The sequence below is a fragment of the Streptomyces sp. NPDC091416 genome, from assembly GCF_044756845.1.
Taxonomy (GTDB): domain Bacteria; phylum Actinomycetota; class Actinomycetes; order Streptomycetales; family Streptomycetaceae; genus Streptomyces.
The window spans coordinates 398,882-419,959 of sequence record NZ_JBIVTU010000004.1 but is presented as its reverse complement, the minus strand read 5'-3'; the positions used below and the strand labels follow the sequence as shown (position 1 = coordinate 419,959).

Below are 21,078 nucleotides of genomic sequence, written 5' to 3'. Positions count from 1 at the left end.
GGGGGTCGTGGTCAGGGCGCGGGCCAGTTGCGCAGCAGGGCGTCCAGGGCGTCCACGATCCGCGACCAGGATTCCTGCGAGCCGGGCGCGCTGTGGCTGAACCCGCCCTGGGCCTCCAGGCTGACGTAGCCGTGGAAGACGCTGCCCAGCAGCCGGACAGCATGGGTCTCGTCCGGTTCGGTCAGGTCGTAGCCGCGCAGGATCGCCCGGGTCATCCGCGCGTGCCGGCCCCCGGCACTGGCGGCGGCCGCCTCCGGGTCGAGCCGGTACTGCGCTGCGGCGTACCGGCCGGGATGTTCGCGGGCGTAGTCGCGGTACACGTCCGCGAAGGCGCCCAGGGCGTCCTTGCCGGCCCGGCCGGCCAGGGCCGCCGCCCCCCGGCCGGCGAGCTCCTCCAGGGCGAGCAGGGCGATCCTGGTCCTGAGGTCGTGGGAGTTCCTCACGTGCGAGTAAAGGCTGGCGACCTTGACGTCGAACCGCCGGGCGAGGGCGGAGACGGTCACCTGATCGAAGCCGACCTCGTCGGCCAGCTCCGCCCCCGCACGGGTCAGTCGTTCCGGGGTCAGTCCCGCACGCACCATGAGCTGCTCCTCTGTTCCGGCTACACCCATCATGCACGCGCCTAAAACCTTTAGGCAAATACCTTCCAGACATAGGCGTGCCTGATCACAGCGACGGACCGGCCGCCCCACCCTCGCCCCGACCCGACTACTCTCGACAACTCACGTACTCCACAAGGCCGGTGGCGCGTGACCCACCCCGGCCGGACCCTCAGAGCGGAGACTCCTCATGTCCACGGAGACCGGCCCGGCCGTCGATGCGGGACCGCGCGGCCACAGAATCGTGCCGGGCCCGAAGGGCCTGCCCTTCCTCGGGAACATGCCGCAGTTCGGAAAGAACCCGCTCGCGTTCTTCGAGCGGCTGCGCAGCCACGGGGACCTGGTCCAGTGGCGCTTCGGCCCCAACCCCTGCGTCTTCATAGCCGATCCGGAGTGCATAGGCGAACTGCTCACCGAGACGGAGCGCACCTTCGACCAGCCGGCGCTCGGCATCGCCTTCCGTACGGTCATGGGCAACGGCGTCGTGGTGGCGCGCGGCACCGAATGGCGGCGCAAGCGGTCGCTCGTGCAGCCGTCGGTGCGACCGAAGCAGGTCAGGTCGTACGCGTCGACCATGGCGGGCAGCACGGTGGAGCTCGCGGACACCTGGTCGGGCGGCGAACGCATCGACATCAAGCGGGAGATGGCGGCGCTCACGCAGAAGATCGCCGTCCGCACGATCTTCGGCGTCGACACCCCTGCCGACGCCGAGGCGATGGGCCGGGCCATGGACGTGGCGCAGGCGGAGATCGGCAAGGAGTTCGCGGGCATCGGCGCCCTGCTCCCGGACTGGGTGCCGACCCCGGGCCGGGCCAGGATCAAGAAGGCGGCCGCGGTCATCGACGCCGAGGTGGGCCGGGTCGTGGCCCGGCACCGTGACGGCGGGGACGAGCGTCCGGACCTGCTCAGCCGGCTGCTCACCGCCGTCGACGAGACGGGCGCGAAGCTCGACGACCGGGAGATCCGCGACGAGACGGTCACGCTGTACATAGGCGGCCACGAGACGACGAGTTCGACGCTGGTGTGGGCCTGGTACCTCCTGTCCCGCAATCCCGGGACCCGGGCCGCCCTGGCCGAGGAGCTGGACCGGGTGCTCGGTGACCGCGAGCCGGGGTTCGACGACTACGCGCAGCTCACGTACGCCCAGGCGGTGGTCAAGGAGACGCTGCGGCTGTACCCGACGATCTGGCTGGTCACCGGGGTCGCGAAGGAGGGTGCACGGATCGGGGGCCTGCCGATTCCGGAGGGCACCAGGGTGTGGAGCAGCCAGTGGGCCACTCAGCGGGACGAGCGGTGGTTCCCCGAGCCGGAGGAGTTCCGTCCGGAGCGGTGGGACGCGGAGACGGGCGACGAGATCGCGGAGTACGCCTGGTTCCCGTTCGGCGGCGGTCCGCGGGTCTGCCTCGGCACCCGGTTCGCGATGGTCGAGGCGGTACTGATCCTCGCGGTGCTGGCGCGGCGCTTCGAACTGGACGTCGATCCGGGCACGGTCAATCCGGTGCCGACACTGACGCTGCAGCCCGACCGCGAGGTGATGGCCACGGTCCGGGCACGGTAACGGATGCGCTCCCGGGGGGAGGCAGGGCCGCGACGCACCACGACAGATGCGGAACCGATATGTCCGATCTATCGCCATGAACCGGGCATACCGTTCAGAATGTCCCTGTCGGCCGTACCGGCCACCGGGGCCCTGCGGCCTCGACCGCAGGCTGTCGATCCAAGGGGAGAAGCATCATGCGTCCAGGTTCCGCTCTCACCGCCGCGCTCACCGCGGCGGCCGCCCTGGCCCTGACGGCCACCGGGGCGCCGGCCGCGGCCGGCGCGGCCGCCCCCGGGGTGTCGCCCCGCCCGGCCCACTGCCAGGAGAAGGCCCTCAGGATCTCCGCCTCACCCGGCGACCGGCACCACGTGGCGCGGATCGCCGTCACCAACCGGGGCGGCCGTACCTGCGTCGTGGACCGTATCCCCACGGTCACGTTCCGGGGCCTCGACGGCTCGGCCCAGCCCGTCCCGCCCGCGACCAGCGGTTCCTACGTGCTCTCGCCGGGTGAGCGGGGTTACGCGGCCGTGCGCACGGCGGAGCGCGGCACCCGCCAGGGGCATGTCGTCCGCAGCCTGTCCGTGGCGGCCGACCCCGCGCACTACGGGGTCACCTTCGGCGCGGCGGCCGTGGGTATGGACCGCGGGATCCGGGTCTGGGAGCCGGTGACCACGCTGTGGCACACCTCGCGCGGATCGGCGGACCGGGCACTGGCTGCGGCGACGCGCTGAGCCGCGTGCGAATCGGAGGCGGGGGCGACCGCCCGTGCAGGCCGTCGCCCCCGCCCCGCGGACGCACTACAGCGTGACCGTCCCCGTTCCCTCCGCCGCGGCCCCGGTCGTCTCCGCGACCACGCGGTACGGACGGTCCGTGCCCTCGCAGGTGACGGTCAGCGACTCCCCGTCCCGCACCACCCGGAACTCGGCGGCGGTCGCGCCCGTCAGGTCCGGCACGGTGACGGACGTGCTCGCGCCGGCGGACTCCGTGGACGCACCGCCGAAGACCCGCAGCGTGAGCCCGTCGAGCCAGTCGCTGTCCGGACGCTGGTCATCGGCGCCCCACGGGAGCACCGCGCCGGGGCGCACCAGGACCGGCAGGCTGTCGAAGCCGTGGGTCTCGTGGCGCCAGACCGGTCCGGTGACGGTCTCGCCCGTCAGCAGCACGGTCCAGGTGCCCTCGGGGACGTAGTACTCGACCTGACCGTCCTCCGTGAAGACCGGCGCGACCAGCAGGTCCGGGCCGAGCATGTACTGGCGGTCCAGCATCCGCGTCGTCGGGTCCCCGGGGAACTCCAGCAGCATGGGGCGCATCATCGGGACGCCCGTGCGGTGGGCGGTGACGGCCGCCCCGTACAGGTACGGCATCAGCCGGTGCTTGAGCAGGGTGAACTTCCGGGCGACGTCCACCGCCTCCTCGCCGAACGCCCACGGCACCCGGTAGGACACGTTGCCGTGCAGCCGGCTGTGCGAGGACATCAGGCCGAAGGCGAGCCAGCGCTTGAAGACCGCCGGGTCGGGCGTGCCCTCGAAGCCGCCGATGTCGTGGCTCCAGAAGCCGAAGCCGGACAGCGAGAGGGACAGGCCGCCGCGCAGCGACTCGGCCATCGCCGTGAACGAGGCGAAGCAGTCGCCGCCCCAGTGCACGGGGAACTGCTGGCCGCCCGCGGTGGCGGACCGGGCGAAGAGGACCGCTTCGCCGTGGCCTCGCTCCTTCTCCAGGAGTTCGAAGACCGTGCGGTTGTAGATCTGCGCGTAGTAGTTGTGCATGCGCTCCGGGTCGGAGCCGTCGTGCCAGACGACATCGGTGGGGATGCGCTCGCCGAAGTCCGTCTTGAAGCAGTCCACTCCCTGGTCGAGCAGGAGGCGGAGTTTGCTGTTGTACCACTCGCGGGCGGCGGGGTTGGTGAAGTCGACCAGGGCCATGCCGGGCTGCCACAGGTCCCACTGCCAGATGTCGCCGCCCGGACGGCGCACCAGGTAGCCGAGTTCGGCGCCCTCCGCGAAGAGCGCCGACTTCTGCGCGATGTACGGGTTGATCCACATGCTGATCCGCAGCCCGCGCTCCTTGAGCCGGGCCAGCATGCCTTCGGGGTCCGGGAAGACGTCCGGGTCCCAGAGGAAGTCCGACCACTGGTACTCGCGCATCCAGAAGCAGTCGAAGTGGAAGACGGAGAGCGGGATGTCGCGCTCGGCCATGCCGTCGACGAACGAGGTGACGGTCTCCTCGTCGTACGAGGTGCAGAAGGACGTGGTGAGCCAGAGGCCGAAGGACCAGGCCGGCGGCAGGGCGGGGCGGCCGGTGAGTGCGGTGTAGCGGGCCAGGACCTCCCTGGGCGTCGGTCCGGCGACGATGTAGTACTCCAGCGACTGGTCCTCGACGCTGAACTGCACCTGGCCGACGGACTCCGAGCCGACCTCGAAGGAGACCTTGCCGGGATGGTTGACGAAGACGCCGTAGCCGCGGGACGAGAGGTAGAACGGGATGTTCTTGTAGGCCAGTTCGCTGCTGGTGCCGCCGTCCGCCTGCCAGATGTCGACGGTCTGGCCGTTCTTGACGTACGGGGTGAAGCGTTCGCCGAGTCCGTAGACGTTCTCGCCGACGTCCAGAGCGAGTTGGGCGAACATGTGGTGGGCGCCGTCCGGGGTGGTGGCGAAGGCGGTGCCCTTGGTGTCGACGCCGGTGAGGCGGCGGCCGTCCGCGTCGAGGAAGGTGATGCCCCAGGGGCCGTCACCGTCCATGCGCAGGGTCAGCGGCCCGCTGGTCAGTTCGGTGACCGCCCCGTCGCGGCGGGTCCGGGCGCCTGCGGCTGCCGGGTCGAGCCCGGGGAAGGCGAAGTCGGGTCCGCGCTTGACCCGTCCGGCGTGGTGGGTGGTGCGCACGCCGATGATGCCCTCGGCCGGCGAGAAGCAGTCGACCGTGATGAGCGGGGTGTTGAGGGTGTCGCCGCGTGCGGCGACGTGCTTGACCGCGGCGTAGGCGGTGAACTGGTCGGCGCCGACGCACAGATCGCGGATCTCGGTCGCGTAGGAGGCGCGTACGCCCTCACGCATGAGCCAGAAGCCGTCGGTGAACTTCATGCGGACTCCTTGCCGGGGGCAACTGGAGGGACGGGGGCAGGGGTGCGGACGGTGCGGCTCACGCGTCGTCCCCGGTGAACGCGATCCGGGCCAGGCGCACCGAGCCGCGCAGCGTGACGCGCAGATCGGCGGTGCCGGAGGCGTTCAGGGCGGCGCGCACGGGGCGGTAGTCGTACGGTCCGCCGGTGGCGGCGACCGGGACGGTGACCGTGGCGCCGCCCGCGGTGATCAGCACGGCCCCCTCCCCCGCCGCCAGCACCTCGGCCTCCCGTGTGCCGGCGGCGAAGTCGCAGCGACGGTAGAGGAGTTCGTTGCTCCCGGCGACGGCGGTGACCGCGTCGCCGTCCACCTTCGTCCGGTCGACGATCTCGGTGCCCAGCTGCTCGTCGTAGTCGGCCGCCTCCAGCCCGCGGGTCAGGACGGGACGCGGTCCGGACGGCTCCCCGTCGAGGGTGACGACGGCGATGATGCGGATGTCCGCGCTGGAGGCGCCCGCCTGGATCTCGTACGTGCCCGGGTCGACGGCCCAGCGGCCGTGTGCCACGTCCCAGTGGCCGAGCTCGGTGACGGGGACGAGGAAGTCGACGCGCTCGGCGGCGCCCGGTGCCAGGTGCAGCCTGTGGTGCCCGGCCAGCTGGCGCAGCGGCCGGACGACGGACGGCGCGACCGCCCGCACATACAGCTGGGCGACCTCGTCCGCGGCGACGGGCCCGGTGTTGGTGACGGTCAGCGAGACCCGGACCAGGTCGCCGTCGCGCTCGGCGTGCAGGGCGCTGTAGGTGAACTCGCTGTACGAGAGGCCGTGGCCGAACGGGTAGAGCGGGGCGCCCTCGTAGTAGAGGTAGGTCTGGCGGGAGCCGATGATGTCGTAGTCCAGCAGCCCGGGCAGCTCCGCGTCACTGGTGTACCAGGTCTGCGGCAGCCGGCCCGCCGGGGAGACGTCTCCGGCGAGGACGCGGGCGAGCGCCGTTCCGGCGGCCTGTCCGCCGTGCGCCGTCCACAGCAACGCGGGGAGCGTGGCCGCCGCGTCGGTGAGGGCGTACGGGTAGGCCGAGGTGACCGCGAGAACGGTGCGCGGGTTGGCGGCGTGGGCGGCGCGCCACAGGCGTTCCTGCTGGGCGGGGAGGTCGAGGGTGGTGCGGTCCTCGGTCTCGCGGCCGTTGATGTGGGCGTCGTTGCCCGCCACGACGATCACGGTGTCGGCGGCTGCCGCCACGCGGGCGACGGCGTCCTCCCCGCGCTCGGTCACCTCCATCTCGAAGACGGTTCCGGGCGCTTCGGCGGAGCCGGGGATTTCTTCGCTCCGGGCGGCAACCTTTACGCCGTCGGCGGCAACAGAGACATACCTACCCGTTCCCACGTGCAGAAGGCGGTGACCGTCCGCATGGCCCTCCACCGCTTCCCACCGGAAGGTCTCCTGGACGATCCAGCCGCCCGGCTCGTCCGCGGAGGCGCGTACGAAGCCGTCATCGGCGACCGACAGGTAGCGGCCGGCCGGCTCCCGCAGGGTGATCACGCCGTTGCCCCAGTCCACGAGCGCCAGCTCGGACGGGGTGTCGCCGCAGGTCAGTGGCGGCAGATCGGTGCGGCCCGCGAGCAGCGCCGGATCGAGGGCGCCTTCCGCGCCGCGTACCGGCTCCCGGCTCCCGTCCGCCGCCGGGATCCGCAGCCAGCCCTCCGCGCACTTCAGCCGGACCAGGTCGGCGCCTTCGGTGTGGACGATGTGCTCCGCGCCGAAGCGTTCCCGCAGTCCGTCGAGCGGGGTGGAGCGGTGGATGAGCGTGCCGCTGTACCAGTCGAGCTTGCAGGCGTCCGCGAGGAGGCCGACGACGGCGACCGTCCTGCCTGCGGCGGGGTCCAGCGGCAGCAGTCCGTCGTTCTTGAGCAGCACGACGGCCTGCTCGGCGGCTTCGAGTGCCAGCGCCCGGTGGTCTTCGGTGTCGAAGTCGGCGATGTCCGCGTACGGGTCGAGGCCGGGGTCGAACTCGCCGAGCGAGAAGCGGAGTTCGAGCAGCCGACGGACGGCGGTGTCGATGTCGTGCTCGTCGAGGAGTCCGCGCTCCAGGGCGCCGCGGATGCGGCCGGTCATGACGGAGGAGTCCTGGCCGTGGTCGGTGAAGCTGTCGACCCCGGCGCGCAGGGAGGCGGCCGTCGCCTCCTCATGGGTGTCGAAGTAGTGCTCGGAGTCGACGAGGTTGGAGGGTGCCCCGGCGTCGGAGCAGACCACGAGCGACCGGTCGGTCCAGGCGCGCAGTTGCCGGGACAGGTGCGGCGACACGTGGTTGGGGCGCCCGTTGACCAGGTTGTACGCCGGCATGACACCGGCCACCGCGCCCGCCTGCACGGCGTCGCGGAAGGCCTTGAGGTCGTACTCGTGCAGAACCCGCGGGCTGACCGAGGACGAGGTGATGTCGCGGCCGGTCTCGTTGTTGTGGGCGAGCCAGTGCTTGAGGACGGGGGCGGTACGCCAGTAGAGCGGGTGGTCGCCGCGCAGTCCTCGGGTGTACGCGACCGCGATGGCGGAGGTCAGCCCGGCGTCTTCGGAGTACCCCTCCTCGCCGCGGCCCCACAGCGGGTTGCGCAGCAGATTCACGGTCGGGGCCCAGACGTTGAGGCCGACGCGGTCGTCCTGGGCGCGCTTGGCGCGGACCTCGTTGCCGACGGCCTCGCCGACGCGGCGCACCAGTTCGTCGTTCCAGGTGGCGCCGAGGCCCACGGCCTGCGGGAACACCGTTGCCGGGCCCATCCAGGCCACGCCGTGCAGCGCCTCCTGACCGGTCCGGAAGGAGCCGAGCCCGAGCCGGTCGACCGCCGGTGCGAACTGATGCAGCATCGCGATGCGCTCGTCGAGCGTGAGCCGCTGAAGCAGATCGTCGACGCGCTTGGCGAAGGGCAGCTGCGGGTCGCGGAAGGGCTGCGGTTGTTCCGTCACGTGCGGGTCCCCTTGGAGAGGTGGGAGGTATTCCGGTTCCGGTGGCTGGCACGAGCACACAGGGAGCTGCGGAAGATCTTTCGAAGCGCTTCGATGCTCTGCGGCCAACCCCGCGCCTGTCAAGGCCCCGTCGACGACCTCCGTCCACGACAACCCCTCAATGCGTCAGGAAACGGTTCGGAAACAGGTCGGAGGAATCTGGAAACGGACTCTTGTGCGGCCGGGACCCTTCACTTAACCTCGCTGCAACATCGAAGCGCTTCGACAGAGCTTCGATGGGGCGCCCGGCGCCCTTGATCTCCCCGGGACGGCGACAGGTTCTGCCGCTTCCCTGTTGAACCGCTTCACCTGCGGCCGGTCACACCGGCCCAGTCAGCAACGCTCCACCTCAGACACAGGAACCGAACGGCGGTCGCCCGCCACGTGTCGTCCTGGTGCGCCTCGAAGGGTTGACGCAATGACGCCGAATTCCACCCCCTCCTCCACGGCTCCGAGCCGGAGAAGCTTCCTCGCCACTGGCGCGGTCGCCGCTGTCGCCGTGGCCGGCGGGGTACCGCTGCTCGCCGCGTGCGGTGGCTCCGGTTCCGGCTCCGGGAGCAAGGAGGGCACGACAACGGGCAAGGCCCTCAAGAAGGTTGTGCCGTCCTACGCCCCGCTGAACCTGGTCGAGCCCGACGTCCCGAGCGTGAACGGTTCGAGCCCCGGCTTCACCAAGCTGCCCGACCCGCTGGTCGTCTCGGTGAAGTCGGTCCCGGGCAAGGGCTCGTCCTTCCGGGTCATGACGCCGCTGTGGGGCACCGTCCCGAAGAAGAACAACCCGTACTACACGGCGGTCAACAAGGCGGTCGGCGCCACGCTCAACTTCGACCCGCAGGACGGCAACACGTACCAGGACAAGATCGGCGCGGTCCTCGCCGGTTCGGACATCCCGGACGTCATGACGATCCCCGGCTGGAACATGCAGGGTCAGATCCGCAACGCGATCACCGCCAAGTTCGCGGACCTGACCCCGTTCCTGGCGGGCGACGCCGCCAAGAAGTACCCGAACCTGGCGAACATCCCGACGGGCGCCTGGCAGTACTCCGTGTTCGGCGGCAAGCTGCGCGGCCTGCCCATGCCGACGCCGATCATCGGCAACGCGATCTTCTACCGCAAGGACCTCATCGGCTCGGGCGCCGTTCCGGCCAGCGCGGACGACCTGCTGGCCTTCGGCAAGGAGCACACCGCCCCCAAGCAGAAGGTCTGGGCGTTCGACGACCTCTGGACCTGCATTCAGATGATCTTCGGTGTGCTCCCCGACGCGCCGCACTACTGGCAGCTGGAGAACGGCAAGCTGGTCCACAAGATCGAGACGAAGGAGTACCGCGAGGCGCTGGCCTTCGCCCGCAAGCTCCACGACGGCGGCTACGTCCACCCGGACGCCGAGGCCGGCAAGGACGCCGACGCCAAGATCCGCTTCACCAGCGGTCACACCGTGATGTACAACGACGGCACCGGTGGCTGGAAGGGCATGGTCACCGAGCAGGCGACCGCGAACCCCGATTTCGACATGCAGGCGCTCGACTTCTTCGGCGCCGACGGCGGCAAGCCGACGCTCTGGCAGTCCGACCCCGCGGGTATCTTCACCTTCCTCAGCAAGAAGCTCCCCAAGGAGAAGATCGAGGAGTTCCTCGCGATCGCCGACTACGCCGCCGCGCCGTTCGGCACCGAGGAGTTCATGCTCACCAACTACGGCATCAAGGGCACCCATTACACGATCAAGGACGGCGCCCCGACCTACACCCCGCAGGGCGTCCAGGAGGCGCAGCCCTCCACCTTCCTGTTCGTCGCCTCGCCGCCCACCTCGATCGCCTACCCGGACCAGCCGCAGCTGGCCAAGGACTACGCGGGCTGGATGGCACGCCAGGCCCCGAACATCAAGAAGCCCCTGTTCTTCGGCATGCAGGTCGTCGAGCCGCAGCGGTACGCCTCGCTCTACACGCCGTTCGACGACCTCCAGAAGGACATCCGCCGCGGCCGCAAGAAGGTCAGCGACGTCGACGAGGCCGTGAACACCTGGAAGAAGAGCGGCGGCGACAAGCTGCGCGCCTGGTACCAGGACATTCTCGACAAGAACGGCTCCGGCGTCTGACGCGTACGACGCACACCGACCGTACGCAGCACAGCACAAGGGCCGCCGGGCGCATGGAGTCCGGCGGCCGGGGCGGAGAGCACGACATGGGGAGCACACGGTGAAGCCACGGGCCACGGTCACGACCGACCCGGACCGCACCGCCGACGGGGCCGGCGCCCCGGCCGGCGGCGGTGACGGGCCGGACGCAAGCGGCACACTGACGGACAGGTCCCGCGCGACCGGCACGCGCGGATCCCGTACGGCGAGGAAGGGCCCGGCGAAGAAGAAGCCGGCGAAGAGCGGGCCGGCGGGCACCGGACCGCAGCTGGGCGGCATCACCTGGCGCCAGCGGCTGTACCGCGACCGCACCCTGGTGCTCATGACGGTGCCGGCCATCGCGCTGCTGCTGATCTTCAACTACATCCCGTTGCTCGGGAACATCGTGGCCTTCCAGGACTACGACGTGTACGACCTGGGCATCACCGGCAGCCCCTTCGTCGGCTTCGACAACTTCACCCGGATCTTCGAGGACTACCGCTTCTGGGAAGTCCTCATCAACACCCTGGTCATCTTCGTCACCCAGCTGGTCCTCTTCTTCCCCATCCCGATCGCCATCGCGCTGCTCCTCAACACGATCATGAGCGCGCGGATCCGGGCCTGGGTCCAGGCAGTCGTCTATCTGCCGCACTTCTTCTCGTGGGTGCTCGTCGTCACCGTGTTCCAGCAGATGTTCGGCGGGGCGGGACTCGTCGCCCAGTGGCTGCGCGACCACGGTCACGAGGGCTTCGACCTGATGACCAACCCGGGCTTCTTCAAGTTCCTGGTCTCCGCCCAGGCCGTGTGGAAGGACGCCGGCTGGGGTGTGATCGTGTTCCTGGCCGCGCTCGCCGCCGTGAACACCGATCTGTACGAGGCCGCCGCCGTCGACGGCGCGGGCCGCTGGCGCCGGATGTGGCACGTCACGCTGCCCGCCCTGCGTCCGGTCATCGCGCTCCTGCTCGTCCTGCGGGTGGGCAGCGCGCTCAACCTCGACTTCGAGCAGATCCTGCTCCAGCGCGATCAGGTCGGCTCCGGGGCCTCGGAAATCCTGGACACCTATATCTGGTGGACAGGCATCAAGACCGGCGACTTCGGCTATGCGGCCGCCGCCGGCGTCTTCAAGGGACTGTTCAGCGTCGCCATGGTGCTGGGTGCCAACAAGGTCGCCCACATGCTGGGCGAGCAGGGGGTGTACTCCAAGAAATGACAACTCTCCTGGAACGTGAGAAGGACCCGGCAGAGCCCGCGCCGCGCGCGGAGACCCCGCTCCAGCGCGCCCTGCGGATGGAACCCCGACCGGTGTGGGAGGAGGAACCGACCAAGGCCGGTCTCGCCTTCAAGGGCGTCGGGCTCGTCGCGATCTGCGCGATCGTGATCATCCCGATCTGGGTGGTGCTCGTCACCAGCCTCTCCGACACCAAGGCGATCAACGACGCGGGCGGCCTGGTGGTCTGGCCGAAGAGCATCACCTTCGTCGCGTACAAGGAGCTCCTCAGCGGCGGCGCGGTGACCCGCGCGGCAGCCGTCAGCGTCGGCCTCACCGTCGTCGGCACGGTGGTCAGCATGGTCGTCTCGATCCTCTGCGCGTACGGGCTCAGCCGCCGCGACTCGTACGCCCACCGTCCGCTGCTCATGACCCTCATGGCGACGATGTTCTTCGGCGCCGGCCTCATCCCCACGTACCTGCTGGTCACGGGCATCGGGCTGAGCGACAGCTACTGGTCGATGATCCTGCCCAGCGCGATCAGCGTCTTCAACGTGCTGGTGCTGCGCGGCTTCTTCATGGACACCGCGCCCGAACTCATCGACGCGGCCCGCATCGACGGCGCCGGCGAGTGGCGCATCCTGCTCCAGATCATCATGCCGCTGTCGCGCGCCGTGATCGCCGTGATCTCCCTGTTCTACGCGGTCGGCTACTGGAGCCAGTGGTTCAACGCGATGCTGTACATCCAGGACAGCGACAAGTACCCGCTGCAGATGATCCTGCGTCAGCTGGTCCTCCAGCACCAGGTGCCGCCGGGTGCCATGGGCGCGGCGGTCAGCAACGGCCAGATCAACAGCCTCGCCGTACAGATGGCGGTCATGATCCTCGCGCTGATCCCGGTCGCGATCCTGTCGCCGTTCGTCCAGAAGCACTTCCAGAAGGGCATGCTCACCGGCGCCGTGAAGGGCTGATGCCCGCACCGCCTCCGCTCCTTCGTCCCTTCTCCCTCGTCCGGAAGGTGTTCTCGCCATGCGCGCTTCCTCCGCGCCCACGCCCAGTCGCAGAACCGTGCTCGCGGGAGCCGCCGTCGCCGCCGCGTCCGTGGCCCTCCCGGCCGCGGGCCCCGCCGCGGCCGCGTCGAAGCACCCCGCGCACGGCTCGGCCGAACCCCATCGCTGGCGGACCGCGGCGATCGGCGGGACGGGGTTCGTCACCGGGGTGCTGTTCCACCCGGCGGTCAAGGGCCTCGCCTACGCCCGCACCGACATCGGCGGCGCCTACCGCTGGGACGGGCACAGGGCACGCTGGACCCCGCTCACCGACCACCTCGGCTGGGACGACTGGAACCTGCTCGGCATCGAGGCCCTGGCCGTCGACCCGGCGCACCCGGACCGCCTCTACCTGGCCTGCGGCACGTACGCCCAGTCCTGGGCGAGCCCCGGCGCGGTGCTCCGCTCCGAGGACCGCGGGGCGACCTGGAAGCGGGCCGGCCTGACCGTGCGTCTGGGGGCCAACGAGGACGGGCGCGGGGCCGGCGAGCGGCTGCTCGTGGACCCGCGGGACAGCGACACGCTGTGGCTCGGCACCCGCCACGACGGACTGCTGCGCTCCACGGACCGGGGCGCCACCTGGGCGTCCGCCGACTTCCCCGCCACCCCGACGGCGGGCGGCCAGGGCGTGATGTTCCTCGCCGCCGCGGGCCGGGTGGTCTACGCGGGCTGGGGCGACGGCGGCAGCGCGCTCTACCGTACGGACGGCTCCGGCGGCTGGGAGGCCGTGCCCGGGCAGCCGTCCGGGAACGCGGCGGTGAAGGTGCCGGTCCGGGCGGCGTACGACGCGCGAGGCCGTGCCCTCTACGTCACCTACGCGGACGCCCCGGGCCCCAACGGGCAGTCCGCCGGCTCGGTGCACCGGCTCGACACGGTGACGGACACGTGGAGCGAGGTGACGCCGGTCCGGCCCGACGCCGCAGCCGGTGACGGCTTCGGCTACGGCGGCGTCGCGGTCGACGCGCGCCGCGCCGGGACGCTCGTCGTGACGACCAACAACCGCTGGTCGCAGATCGACACGGTGTTCCGCTCCACCGACGCCGGCGCCACCTGGACCTCGCTGAAGGACACCGCGGTCCTCGATGTGGCGGAGACGCCGTACCTGCGCTGGGGCGGGGAGGCCAAGTTCGGCTGGTGGATCCAGGCCGTGGCCGTCGACCCGTTCGACTCCCGGCACATCGTGTACGGGACCGGCGCGACGCTCTTCGGCACCCGCGACCTCGTCCACTGGGCCCCGGAGATCCGGGGCCTGGAGGAGTCGTCCGTACGGTTCCTGCTCGCCCCGCCCGGAAGGGGCGCCCGGCTCCTCAGCGGCCTCGGCGACATCGGGGTCATGTACCACGACTCGCTCACCGCCTCCCCGTCGCGCGGCATGGCGTCGAACCCGGTCTTCGGCACGGCCACCGGCCTCGCCCTGGCCGCGCGCAGGCCCTCGTACGTCGTACGGACGGGCTGGCCGTCGGGCTCCACCTCCGCCGGGGCGTCGTCGGACGACGGCGGCAGGACCTGGCAGCCGTTCTCCGCCCAGCCCGAGATGGCCGCATCCGCTCCCGGACCGGTCGCCGTGTCCGCCGACGGGTCGGTCCTGCTCTGGTCGTTCGTCCACTGGGACGGCACCAAGTACCCGGCGCACCGCTCCACCGACGGCGGGGCAAGCTGGGCCGAGGTCGCCACGTTCCCCAAGGGCGGCGCCCCGGTCGCCGATCCGCTGGACCCACGGCGCTTCTACGTCTACGACACCGACACCGGAGCGGTCTTCCGGTCCACGGACGGCGGGGCGACGTTCACCCGCGGCGCGACCGGACTCCCGTCCGGTGACGTGCAGTTCAAGGTGGCGGCCGCGCCCGGCCGCAGCGGCGATCTCTGGCTCTCCGCGAAGGACAACGGACTGTTCCGCTCGACGGACGGCGGGCTGACGTTCGCCGCGGTGGCCGGCTGCCAGGCCTCGCACGCCCTGGGCTTCGGCAAGGCCGCGCCGGTCAGGGGCCGCAAGCACCCCGGCGCGGGCTACCCGGCGGTTTTCCAGACGGGCCGCGTCTCCGCGACGCACGACGGCGTGGCGGTGCTGCGCTCGGACGACGCGGGCGCCACCTGGGTCCGGATCAACGACGACTCCCACCAGTGGGGCTGGACCGGCGAAGTGATCACCGGCGACCCCCGTGTCCACGGCCGCGTCTATCTGGGCACCAACGGCCGCGGCATCCAGTACGCAGAACCCGCATAAGCAGAAGGAACGAGAGACGCCATGCCGTCCCTGCGCGACGCAGCCCGTGGCCGCATCCTCTTCGGAGGCGACTACAACCCCGAGCAGTGGCCCGAGGAGGTGTGGGAGGACGACGCCCGGCTGATGAAGGACGCCGGCGTCAACTCCGTCACTCTCGGCGTCTTCTCCTGGGCGAAGATCGAACCACGCCCAGGAGCACGGGAGTTCGGCTGGCTGGACCGGCTGATGGATCTGATGCACGCCCACGGCATCGGCGTCGTGCTCGCCACTCCGACCGCGTCCCCGCCGCCCTGGATGGGGGCGCGGCATCCGGAGACCCTGCCGCGCACGGAGGACGGCTCGGTCGTCTGGTACGGCTCGCGCCAGCAGTTCTGCGCCAGCTCCCCCGTCTACCGGCGCTACGCCGCGGCCCTCACCGAGGACCTCGCCGCGCGGTACGCGGACCATCCCGCGCTCACCGTGTGGCACATCAACAACGAGTACTGCACCCACTGCTGGTGCGACGAGACGGCCGCCCACTTCCGCCGGTGGCTGCGCAGCCGGTACGTCACGGTCGACGCGCTCAACGAGGCGTGGGGCACCGCCTTCTGGAGCCAGCGCTACGACTCCTGGACGGAGATCCTGCCGCCGCGCAAGGCGCAGTACATGAAGAACCCGGCGCAGGTGCTGGACTTCAAGCGGTTCACCTCCGACGCGCTGATGGAGTGCTACGTCGCCGAGCGCGACATCGTCGCCCGGCACTCCCCGCGCGTTCCGGTGACGACGAACTTCATGCCGCTGTGGTCGGGGCAGGACGCCTGGGCCTGGTCCGCGCAGGAGGACATCGTCTCCGTCGACATCTATCCGGACCCCCGGGACCCGCAGGGCGGCCAGTACAACGCGATGCTCGCCGACATGACGCGTTCGCAGGCCGCCGGCCCGTGGATGCTGATGGAACAGGCGGCGGGCCCGGTCAACTGGCGGGGCGTCAACCACCCCAAGCCCGAGGGCCTGAACCGGCTCTGGTCGTTGCAGGCCGTGGCGCGCGGCGCGGATGCCGTCTGCTACTTCCAGTGGCGGCAGTCCCGGCAGGGTTCGGAGAAGTTCCACTCCGGGATGCTCACGCACGCCGGTGAACAGGGCCGTACGTTCCGCGAGATCAAGCGGCTGGGAGCGGAACTCGCCACGATCGGTCCGGCCGTCGGCGGCAGTGACGTGCCGGCCGATGTGGCGATCCTGCACGACTGGGACTCGTGGTGGGCGGGCAGCCAGGAGGGCAGGCCGTCCTCGCTGCTGGACTACACCGAGGTCGTGCAGCGCTGGCACCGCGCGCTGTGGGAGAACGGTGTCGTCACGGACTTCGCCCGTCCCGACGCCGATCTGAGCCGGTTCAAGGCGGTCGCCGTCCCGCATCTGTATCTGCTGGACGACGCCTCGATCGACAATCTCGTGGCGTACGCGCAGGGCGGCGGGACGCTCGTCTGCGGCTTCTTCAGCGGGGTCGCCGACGTGGACGACCGCATCCGTCCGGGCGGCATGGACGAGAGGCTGCGCGCCCTGTTCGGGATCCGCACGCTGCACGAGTGGTGGCCGCTGGAAGCGGGCGAGGCCGTGGCGTGCGACGGATTCGACGGCACCCTGTGGTCGGAGGAGCTGGAGGCCGCCGAGGGAACCGAGGTCGTGGCCGCGTACCGCGAGGGCGAGCTCGCCGGGCTGCCGGCCGTGCTGCGCAGGGGCCGTTCCCGTTACCTGTCGACGCTGCCTCAGCCGGCGGCGCTGCGCGGACTGCTCGGTGACGTGGTGCGGGAGGCCGGTGTGACACCGGTCCTGGCCGGGCTGCCGGACGGTGTGGAGGCGGTCCGCCGCGGCGACCTGCTCTTCCTCCTCCAGCACGGCCGGGGCTCCGTCACCGTGCCGGTGCCGGGCTCGTACGAGGACCTGCTGACCGGCCGCACGGTCGAGGACCGGGTGGAGCTGGGCCGCCACGGGGTCGCCGTGCTGCGGAGCGCGGCCCCATGAGCGCCCGCACCCCCGTCGACGGTACGTGGGAACCGCGCCCCGCCGCCCGCTGGGAGGACGCCTTCCTCGGCGGCAACGGCCGGCACGGGGCGATGGTGTACGGGGACCCGGCCGACGACCGGGTCATCGTCAACCACCACACCCTGGTCCGGCCCAACGGCAGCGAGCACCTGCGTCCGCCGGAGCTCGCGGACCGGCTGCACCGGTTGCAGAGCGCGCTGCTCGCCGGGGACACCACGGCCGCCGAGCGGTTCGGGGCGGGCCGGCCGCTGGCGTGGGTGCAGCCCTTCCATCCGGCGTTCCAGACGAGGATCCGGCCCACCCCGGACGCGTCAACCGCCCCTGACGGCACTGAACCGCCCCCGGGCTACCGCCGCACGGTCGACTTCGCCACCGGCGAGATCACGGCCGTGTGCGAGGGCCGGAGCAGCCGGGTCTTCGTCTCCCGCGCCGACGACGTGATCGTCCAGTACGTCACCGGCCCCGGACTCGCGGTGGACCTGACCCTGGACCACGCGCTGCCCGGCGCCCCGCCGCACCTGGCCATCGGCCGCAGCACCGTGCTGACGCCCGACGGCGGCCGGCTGACGCTGCGCGCGGGCTACCCGGACAGCGAAGCCGCCTACACCGGGGTCACCGTGGTCCGGGCGGACGGCGGCAAGGTGTCCGTGTTCGGCGAGGGCATCCGGATCGAGGGTGCCCGCAGCCTGCTGCTGCTGACGCGGGTACGACGCCATACGGGCAGCCTGGACCTCATGGCCGAGTGCGCGACCCTGCCGCGTGACGACTACCCGGCGCTCCTCGACCGGCACCGCGCCCTGCACCGCCCGGCCTTCGAGCGGGCTTCCCTGAAGCTGGACGCCGATCCGTCGGAACGGGCCCTGCCCGGGAGCGAGTTGATCCTCAGACCGGGAAGCCCCGCTCTACTGGAAAGACTGTTCGCGGCGGGGCGCTACCACCTGTACGCGTCGTCCGGCGTTCTGCCGCCCCGGCTGACCGGCCTGTGGACGGGCGACTGGGACACCGCCTGGTCCGGGGCGTTCACCACGAACGCCAACCTCAACCTCCAGATCGCCTCGGCCGCGGCCGGTGCGCTGCCCGAGGTCACCGAGGCCCACGCGGCCCTGGTCTACGGCCAGCTGGCCGACTGGCGGGACAACGCGCGGGCCATCTTCGGGGCACGGGGCATCGTCGCCCCGTCCCACACCGACGGCGAGTCCGGACTCACCCGCCACTACCAGCGCGCGTATCCGTTGCATCTGTGGACGGCCGGAGCCGACTGGCTCCTGGAACCGCTGATCGAGCACGCCGAGACGAGCGGGGCGACGGATCCCCGCCTGGTCGACGCGCTCCACGAAGTCGCCCTGTTCTACGAGGACTTCCTCACCCGCACCGCGCCCGACGGCACCGTGGCCGTCGTGCCCTCCTACTCACCGGAGAACCGCCCGGCCAACGCGAGCTGGGGCACGGTGAACGCGACGATGGACCTCGCGGCGGCCCGCCACGCCCTCACCGCGTCGGCCGACCGCTCCCCCACCGCGCCGTCCTCGGCCCGGCGGCGGGCGCTCGCGGACCGGCTTCCCGCGTACCGGGTCAACGAGGACGGCGCGCTCGCCGAGTGGGCGTGGCCGGGGCTGGCGGAGACGTACGACCACCGCCATCTCAGCCACCTCTACCCGGTGTGGCCGCTGGACGCGATCAATCCGTACGACACCCCCGAGCTCGCGACCGCCGCACACCGCGCACTGGAGCTGCGCGGATCGGAGAACGACTCCGCGCACGGGCATCTGCACCATGCGCTGATCGCCGCACGGCTGCGGGACGGGGCGCGGGTCTCGGCGGCGCTGGAGGCCGTCCTGGCGGGCGACTTCTTCCACGACTCGCTGATGAGCTCCCACTATCCGTCCCGCAACGTGTACAACGCGGACGCCGCCCATGCGCTGCCCGCGGCGGTCATCGAGTCGCTCGTCCAGTCGACACCCCACCGACTGGTCCTGCTGCCCGCACCCCTGGCCGGCTGTCCGGGCGGCGAACTGCGCGGTGTGCGCACGAGGTTCGGCGCGGGACTGGATCTGCGCTGGTTCGCCGACGGCACCGCGACCGCGGTACTCCATCCCACCCGCGACGCCCGCGTCGACATCCGTACGGGCGACGGGCACACCCTCACCGATGCCTCCGCCGGAACACCCTCGGCCCCACTGGAGCTGACGGCCGGCGTGGACCGCGTCCTCGAACTGGGGGCGCGGTAGCACTCCCCCCACCCCCACCATGGAAGGACAACCATGGCAACACGCACCCGCAGGCTCAGCAGGTTCGTACTGGCCCCGGCCGCGGCAGTGGCGGCCCTCATCGGCTTCGCCGCCGCCCCCGCCCAGGCCGCGATCTGGTCCTCCTCGGACCAGTGGGGCAACTACACCACTTCCGACGGCTACACCCTCTACAACAACATCTGGGGTTCCGGCGCAGGTGCGCAGTCCATCTGGGCCAACTCCTCCGGCAACTGGGGCGTCTGGGCCGACCACCCGAACACGGGCGGCATCAAGTCGTACCCGAACGCCAAGAAGGTCGTCAACAAGTCGATCACCTCGCTGCAGTCGCTCACCAGCACGTACAACGTCACCGTCCCGTCGTCGGGCGCGTACAACACGTCGTACGACATCTGGGACAGCGACTACGACTACGAGGTCATGCTCTGGGTCAACTACAACGGTGCCGTGGGACCGCTGGGCACCTCGCAGGGAAATGTGACGCTCGGCGGCCACACCTGGACCGTCTACAAGGGCAACAACGGAGCCAACGAGGTCTTCTCGTTCCTGCGCACCTCGGACTCCTCGGCCGGCACGGTGAACATCCTGCCGATCCTGAAGTGGATCAAGGACACCAAGGGCTGGTGGGGCAACGAGACCATCGGTGACGTGCAGTTCGGCTACGAGATCACTTCGTCGTCGGGCGGTCTGGACTTCCGGACCAACGGATTCGGCGTCTCCTCCAGCTGACCCGTACACACAGGGAGCCGGCCCCCGCGCGGGGGCCGGCTCGTGCGTGCACGTCCTCGGCCGGAGGCCGGGCTCGCATGTGCGCCTTCCGCTACCGCGGGGCGGGACCGGTGCTCTCCCGTACCGTCAACTCGGGCGCGAGCAGCTCCACTTCGTCCGTGCCCCGACCGGAGAGCTTGGCGACGACCTGCTCGACCGAGCGACGCCCCATCTCCTGTGCGGGAATGGCGACCGAGGTGAGCCGCACCGAAGCCTGGGAGGCCACCTGCTCCGGACAGATCGCGACCACCGAGACGTCCTCGGGCACGGCCCGGCCCTGCTGCCGCAGGAGATTGAGCAGCGGCTCCACCGCCGACTCGTTCTGCACGATGAACCCCGTGGTGCCGGGGCGTTCGTCGAAGATCCGCGACAGGGTCTGCGCCATCGCCGGATACCCGCCCTCGCAGGGGCGGTGCAGCACACGGACGCCGGTCTCCTGCGCCTTGGCGCGTATGCCGTCGACCGTGCGCTCGGCGAATCCGGTGTGGCGCTCGTAGACCGCGGCCGCCTCACCGATCACGGCGACCTCACGGTGGCCGAGGCCGGCCAGGTGTTCCACGCAGAGCGCCCCGGTCGCCTCGAAGTCGAGGTCCACGCAGGTCATCCCGTCGGTTTCGGCCGGCAGCCCGATGAGCACGGCGGCCTGGTCGGTGTCGCGGAGCAACGGCAGCCGCTCGTCGTGGAGTTCGACGTCCATGAGGATCATCGCGTCGGCGAGCGAGCTGCCTGCGATGCGCCGTACCGCGGCGGGACCCTCCTCCCCGGTGAGGAGGAGGACGTCGTAACCGTGGGTGCGGGCCGTGGTGGCGACCGCGATGGCGATCTCCATCATCACGGGGACGTACATGTCGGTGCGCAGCGGCACCATGAGCGCGATGATGTTCGACCGGCTGCTGGCGAGCGCCCGCGCGCCGGCGTTGGGGTGGTAGCCGAGCTGCTGGATGCTCAGCTCCACCCGCTCCCGGGTGGACACCGAGATGGACCGCTTCCCGCTGAGGACATAGCTCACCGTGCTCGCGGAGACTCCGGCGTGCTGTGCGACCTCGGCAAGCGTGACCATTCAGCTCTCCATCAAGGAACATCGTCGGACACCGGCACGGAGACCGGCCTGCACCGCCAGCTTCGGGCGGATGAGGCGAAGCGCTTCGACTTCACCTGCTCCGCCTGCCACATGCCGGGATGATGCGAGCCTAGACCTGCCCGCACAGCGTGTCCATAGCCCTGTCGAAGCGCTTCGACTCACTGATTCCCCGCTGCCGCCTGCAACG

13 protein-coding genes are annotated in these 21,078 nt (G+C 71.1%); 9 read left to right on the top strand and 4 right to left on the bottom strand.

Features of this window, described 5'->3' with window-relative positions:
- Positions 1–11 precede the first annotated feature (11 nt).
- Complete coding sequence (locus ACIQMX_RS15370; protein ID WP_402478136.1) at positions 12–581, bottom strand: TetR/AcrR family transcriptional regulator; 570 nt, start codon at positions 579–581, stop codon at positions 12–14.
- A 208-nt stretch (positions 582–789) separates the two neighbouring features.
- Between ACIQMX_RS15370 and ACIQMX_RS15365 the strand changes: the two genes are divergently transcribed.
- Together ACIQMX_RS15365 and ACIQMX_RS15360 are read left to right on the top strand one after the other, a co-directional pair.
- Complete coding sequence (locus ACIQMX_RS15365; protein ID WP_363075312.1) at positions 790–2,157, top strand: cytochrome P450; 1,368 nt, start codon at positions 790–792, stop codon at positions 2,155–2,157.
- A gap of 176 nt (positions 2,158–2,333) precedes the next feature.
- The gene (locus tag ACIQMX_RS15360; protein ID WP_363075314.1) at positions 2,334–2,870 is read left to right on the top strand and encodes a DUF4232 domain-containing protein; all 537 of its coding nucleotides are present in this window, start codon (positions 2,334–2,336) and stop codon (positions 2,868–2,870) included.
- A gap of 66 nt (positions 2,871–2,936) precedes the next feature.
- On the opposite strand, the gene yicI is transcribed toward ACIQMX_RS15360, so the two are convergent.
- Positions 2,937–5,216 (bottom strand): alpha-xylosidase, encoded by a 2,280-nt coding sequence (yicI, locus tag ACIQMX_RS15355; protein ID WP_402478132.1) that lies wholly within the window; start codon positions 5,214–5,216, stop codon positions 2,937–2,939.
- A gap of 58 nt (positions 5,217–5,274) precedes the next feature.
- On the bottom strand, positions 5,275–8,148 hold the full coding sequence (locus ACIQMX_RS15350) for a glycoside hydrolase family 3 C-terminal domain-containing protein (RefSeq protein WP_402478129.1): 2,874 nt from the start codon (positions 8,146–8,148) through the stop codon (positions 5,275–5,277).
- Positions 8,149–8,605: 457 nt separating this feature from the next.
- On the opposite strand from ACIQMX_RS15350, the gene ACIQMX_RS15345 reads away from it, so the two are divergent.
- From ACIQMX_RS15345 to ACIQMX_RS15315, 7 genes are all read left to right on the top strand, one after another.
- On the top strand, positions 8,606–10,279 hold the full coding sequence (locus tag ACIQMX_RS15345; RefSeq protein ID WP_402478126.1) for an extracellular solute-binding protein: 1,674 nt from the start codon (positions 8,606–8,608) through the stop codon (positions 10,277–10,279).
- Positions 10,280–10,379: 100 nt separating this feature from the next.
- Positions 10,380–11,507 (top strand): ABC transporter permease, encoded by a 1,128-nt coding sequence (locus ACIQMX_RS15340; protein ID WP_402478124.1) that lies wholly within the window; start codon positions 10,380–10,382, stop codon positions 11,505–11,507.
- The gene (locus ACIQMX_RS15335; RefSeq protein WP_402478121.1) at positions 11,504–12,475 is read left to right on the top strand and encodes a carbohydrate ABC transporter permease; all 972 of its coding nucleotides are present in this window, start codon (positions 11,504–11,506) and stop codon (positions 12,473–12,475) included. Before ACIQMX_RS15340 ends, ACIQMX_RS15335 begins: the two co-directional genes overlap by 4 nt.
- A gap of 58 nt (positions 12,476–12,533) precedes the next feature.
- Positions 12,534–14,777 carry a 1,4-beta-glucanase gene (locus tag ACIQMX_RS15330; protein WP_402478118.1) on the top strand — a complete coding sequence of 748 codons (2,244 nt, stop codon included), beginning with the start codon at positions 12,534–12,536 and terminating at the stop codon, positions 14,775–14,777.
- A 21-nt stretch (positions 14,778–14,798) separates the two neighbouring features.
- Positions 14,799–16,775 (top strand): beta-galactosidase, encoded by a 1,977-nt coding sequence (locus ACIQMX_RS15325; RefSeq protein WP_402478116.1) that lies wholly within the window; start codon positions 14,799–14,801, stop codon positions 16,773–16,775.
- Positions 16,772–19,024, top strand: coding sequence for a glycosyl hydrolase family 95 catalytic domain-containing protein (locus ACIQMX_RS15320; protein ID WP_402478113.1), 2,253 nt, complete (start codon positions 16,772–16,774; stop codon positions 19,022–19,024). Before ACIQMX_RS15325 ends, ACIQMX_RS15320 begins: the two co-directional genes overlap by 4 nt.
- A 33-nt stretch (positions 19,025–19,057) precedes the next feature.
- Positions 19,058–19,771 carry a hypothetical protein gene (locus tag ACIQMX_RS15315; RefSeq protein WP_402478110.1) on the top strand — a complete coding sequence of 238 codons (714 nt, stop codon included), beginning with the start codon at positions 19,058–19,060 and terminating at the stop codon, positions 19,769–19,771.
- Between the two features lie 91 nt (positions 19,772–19,862).
- Here ACIQMX_RS15315 and ACIQMX_RS15310 read toward each other — a convergent pair whose 3' ends face one another.
- A complete protein-coding gene (locus ACIQMX_RS15310; protein WP_363075334.1) occupies positions 19,863–20,870 on the bottom strand; it encodes a LacI family DNA-binding transcriptional regulator in 1,008 nt (335 codons plus the stop codon).
- Positions 20,871–21,078 lie beyond the last annotated feature (208 nt).

Coding starts and splice junctions, on each gene's coding strand:
- ACIQMX_RS15370 (WP_402478136.1), bottom strand. CDS start 581: ATGGTGCGTGCGGGACTGACCCCGGAACGACTGACCCGTGCGGGGGCG.
- ACIQMX_RS15365 (WP_363075312.1), top strand. CDS start 790: ATGTCCACGGAGACCGGCCCGGCCGTCGATGCGGGACCGCGCGGCCAC.
- ACIQMX_RS15360 (WP_363075314.1), top strand. CDS start 2,334: ATGCGTCCAGGTTCCGCTCTCACCGCCGCGCTCACCGCGGCGGCCGCC.
- yicI (WP_402478132.1), bottom strand. CDS start 5,216: ATGAAGTTCACCGACGGCTTCTGGCTCATGCGTGAGGGCGTACGCGCC.
- ACIQMX_RS15345 (WP_402478126.1), top strand. CDS start 8,606: ATGACGCCGAATTCCACCCCCTCCTCCACGGCTCCGAGCCGGAGAAGC.
- ACIQMX_RS15335 (WP_402478121.1), top strand. CDS start 11,504: ATGACAACTCTCCTGGAACGTGAGAAGGACCCGGCAGAGCCCGCGCCG.
- ACIQMX_RS15330 (WP_402478118.1), top strand. CDS start 12,534: ATGCGCGCTTCCTCCGCGCCCACGCCCAGTCGCAGAACCGTGCTCGCG.
- ACIQMX_RS15325 (WP_402478116.1), top strand. CDS start 14,799: ATGCCGTCCCTGCGCGACGCAGCCCGTGGCCGCATCCTCTTCGGAGGC.
- ACIQMX_RS15320 (WP_402478113.1), top strand. CDS start 16,772: ATGAGCGCCCGCACCCCCGTCGACGGTACGTGGGAACCGCGCCCCGCC.
- ACIQMX_RS15315 (WP_402478110.1), top strand. CDS start 19,058: ATGGCAACACGCACCCGCAGGCTCAGCAGGTTCGTACTGGCCCCGGCC.
- ACIQMX_RS15310 (WP_363075334.1), bottom strand. CDS start 20,870: ATGGTCACGCTTGCCGAGGTCGCACAGCACGCCGGAGTCTCCGCGAGC.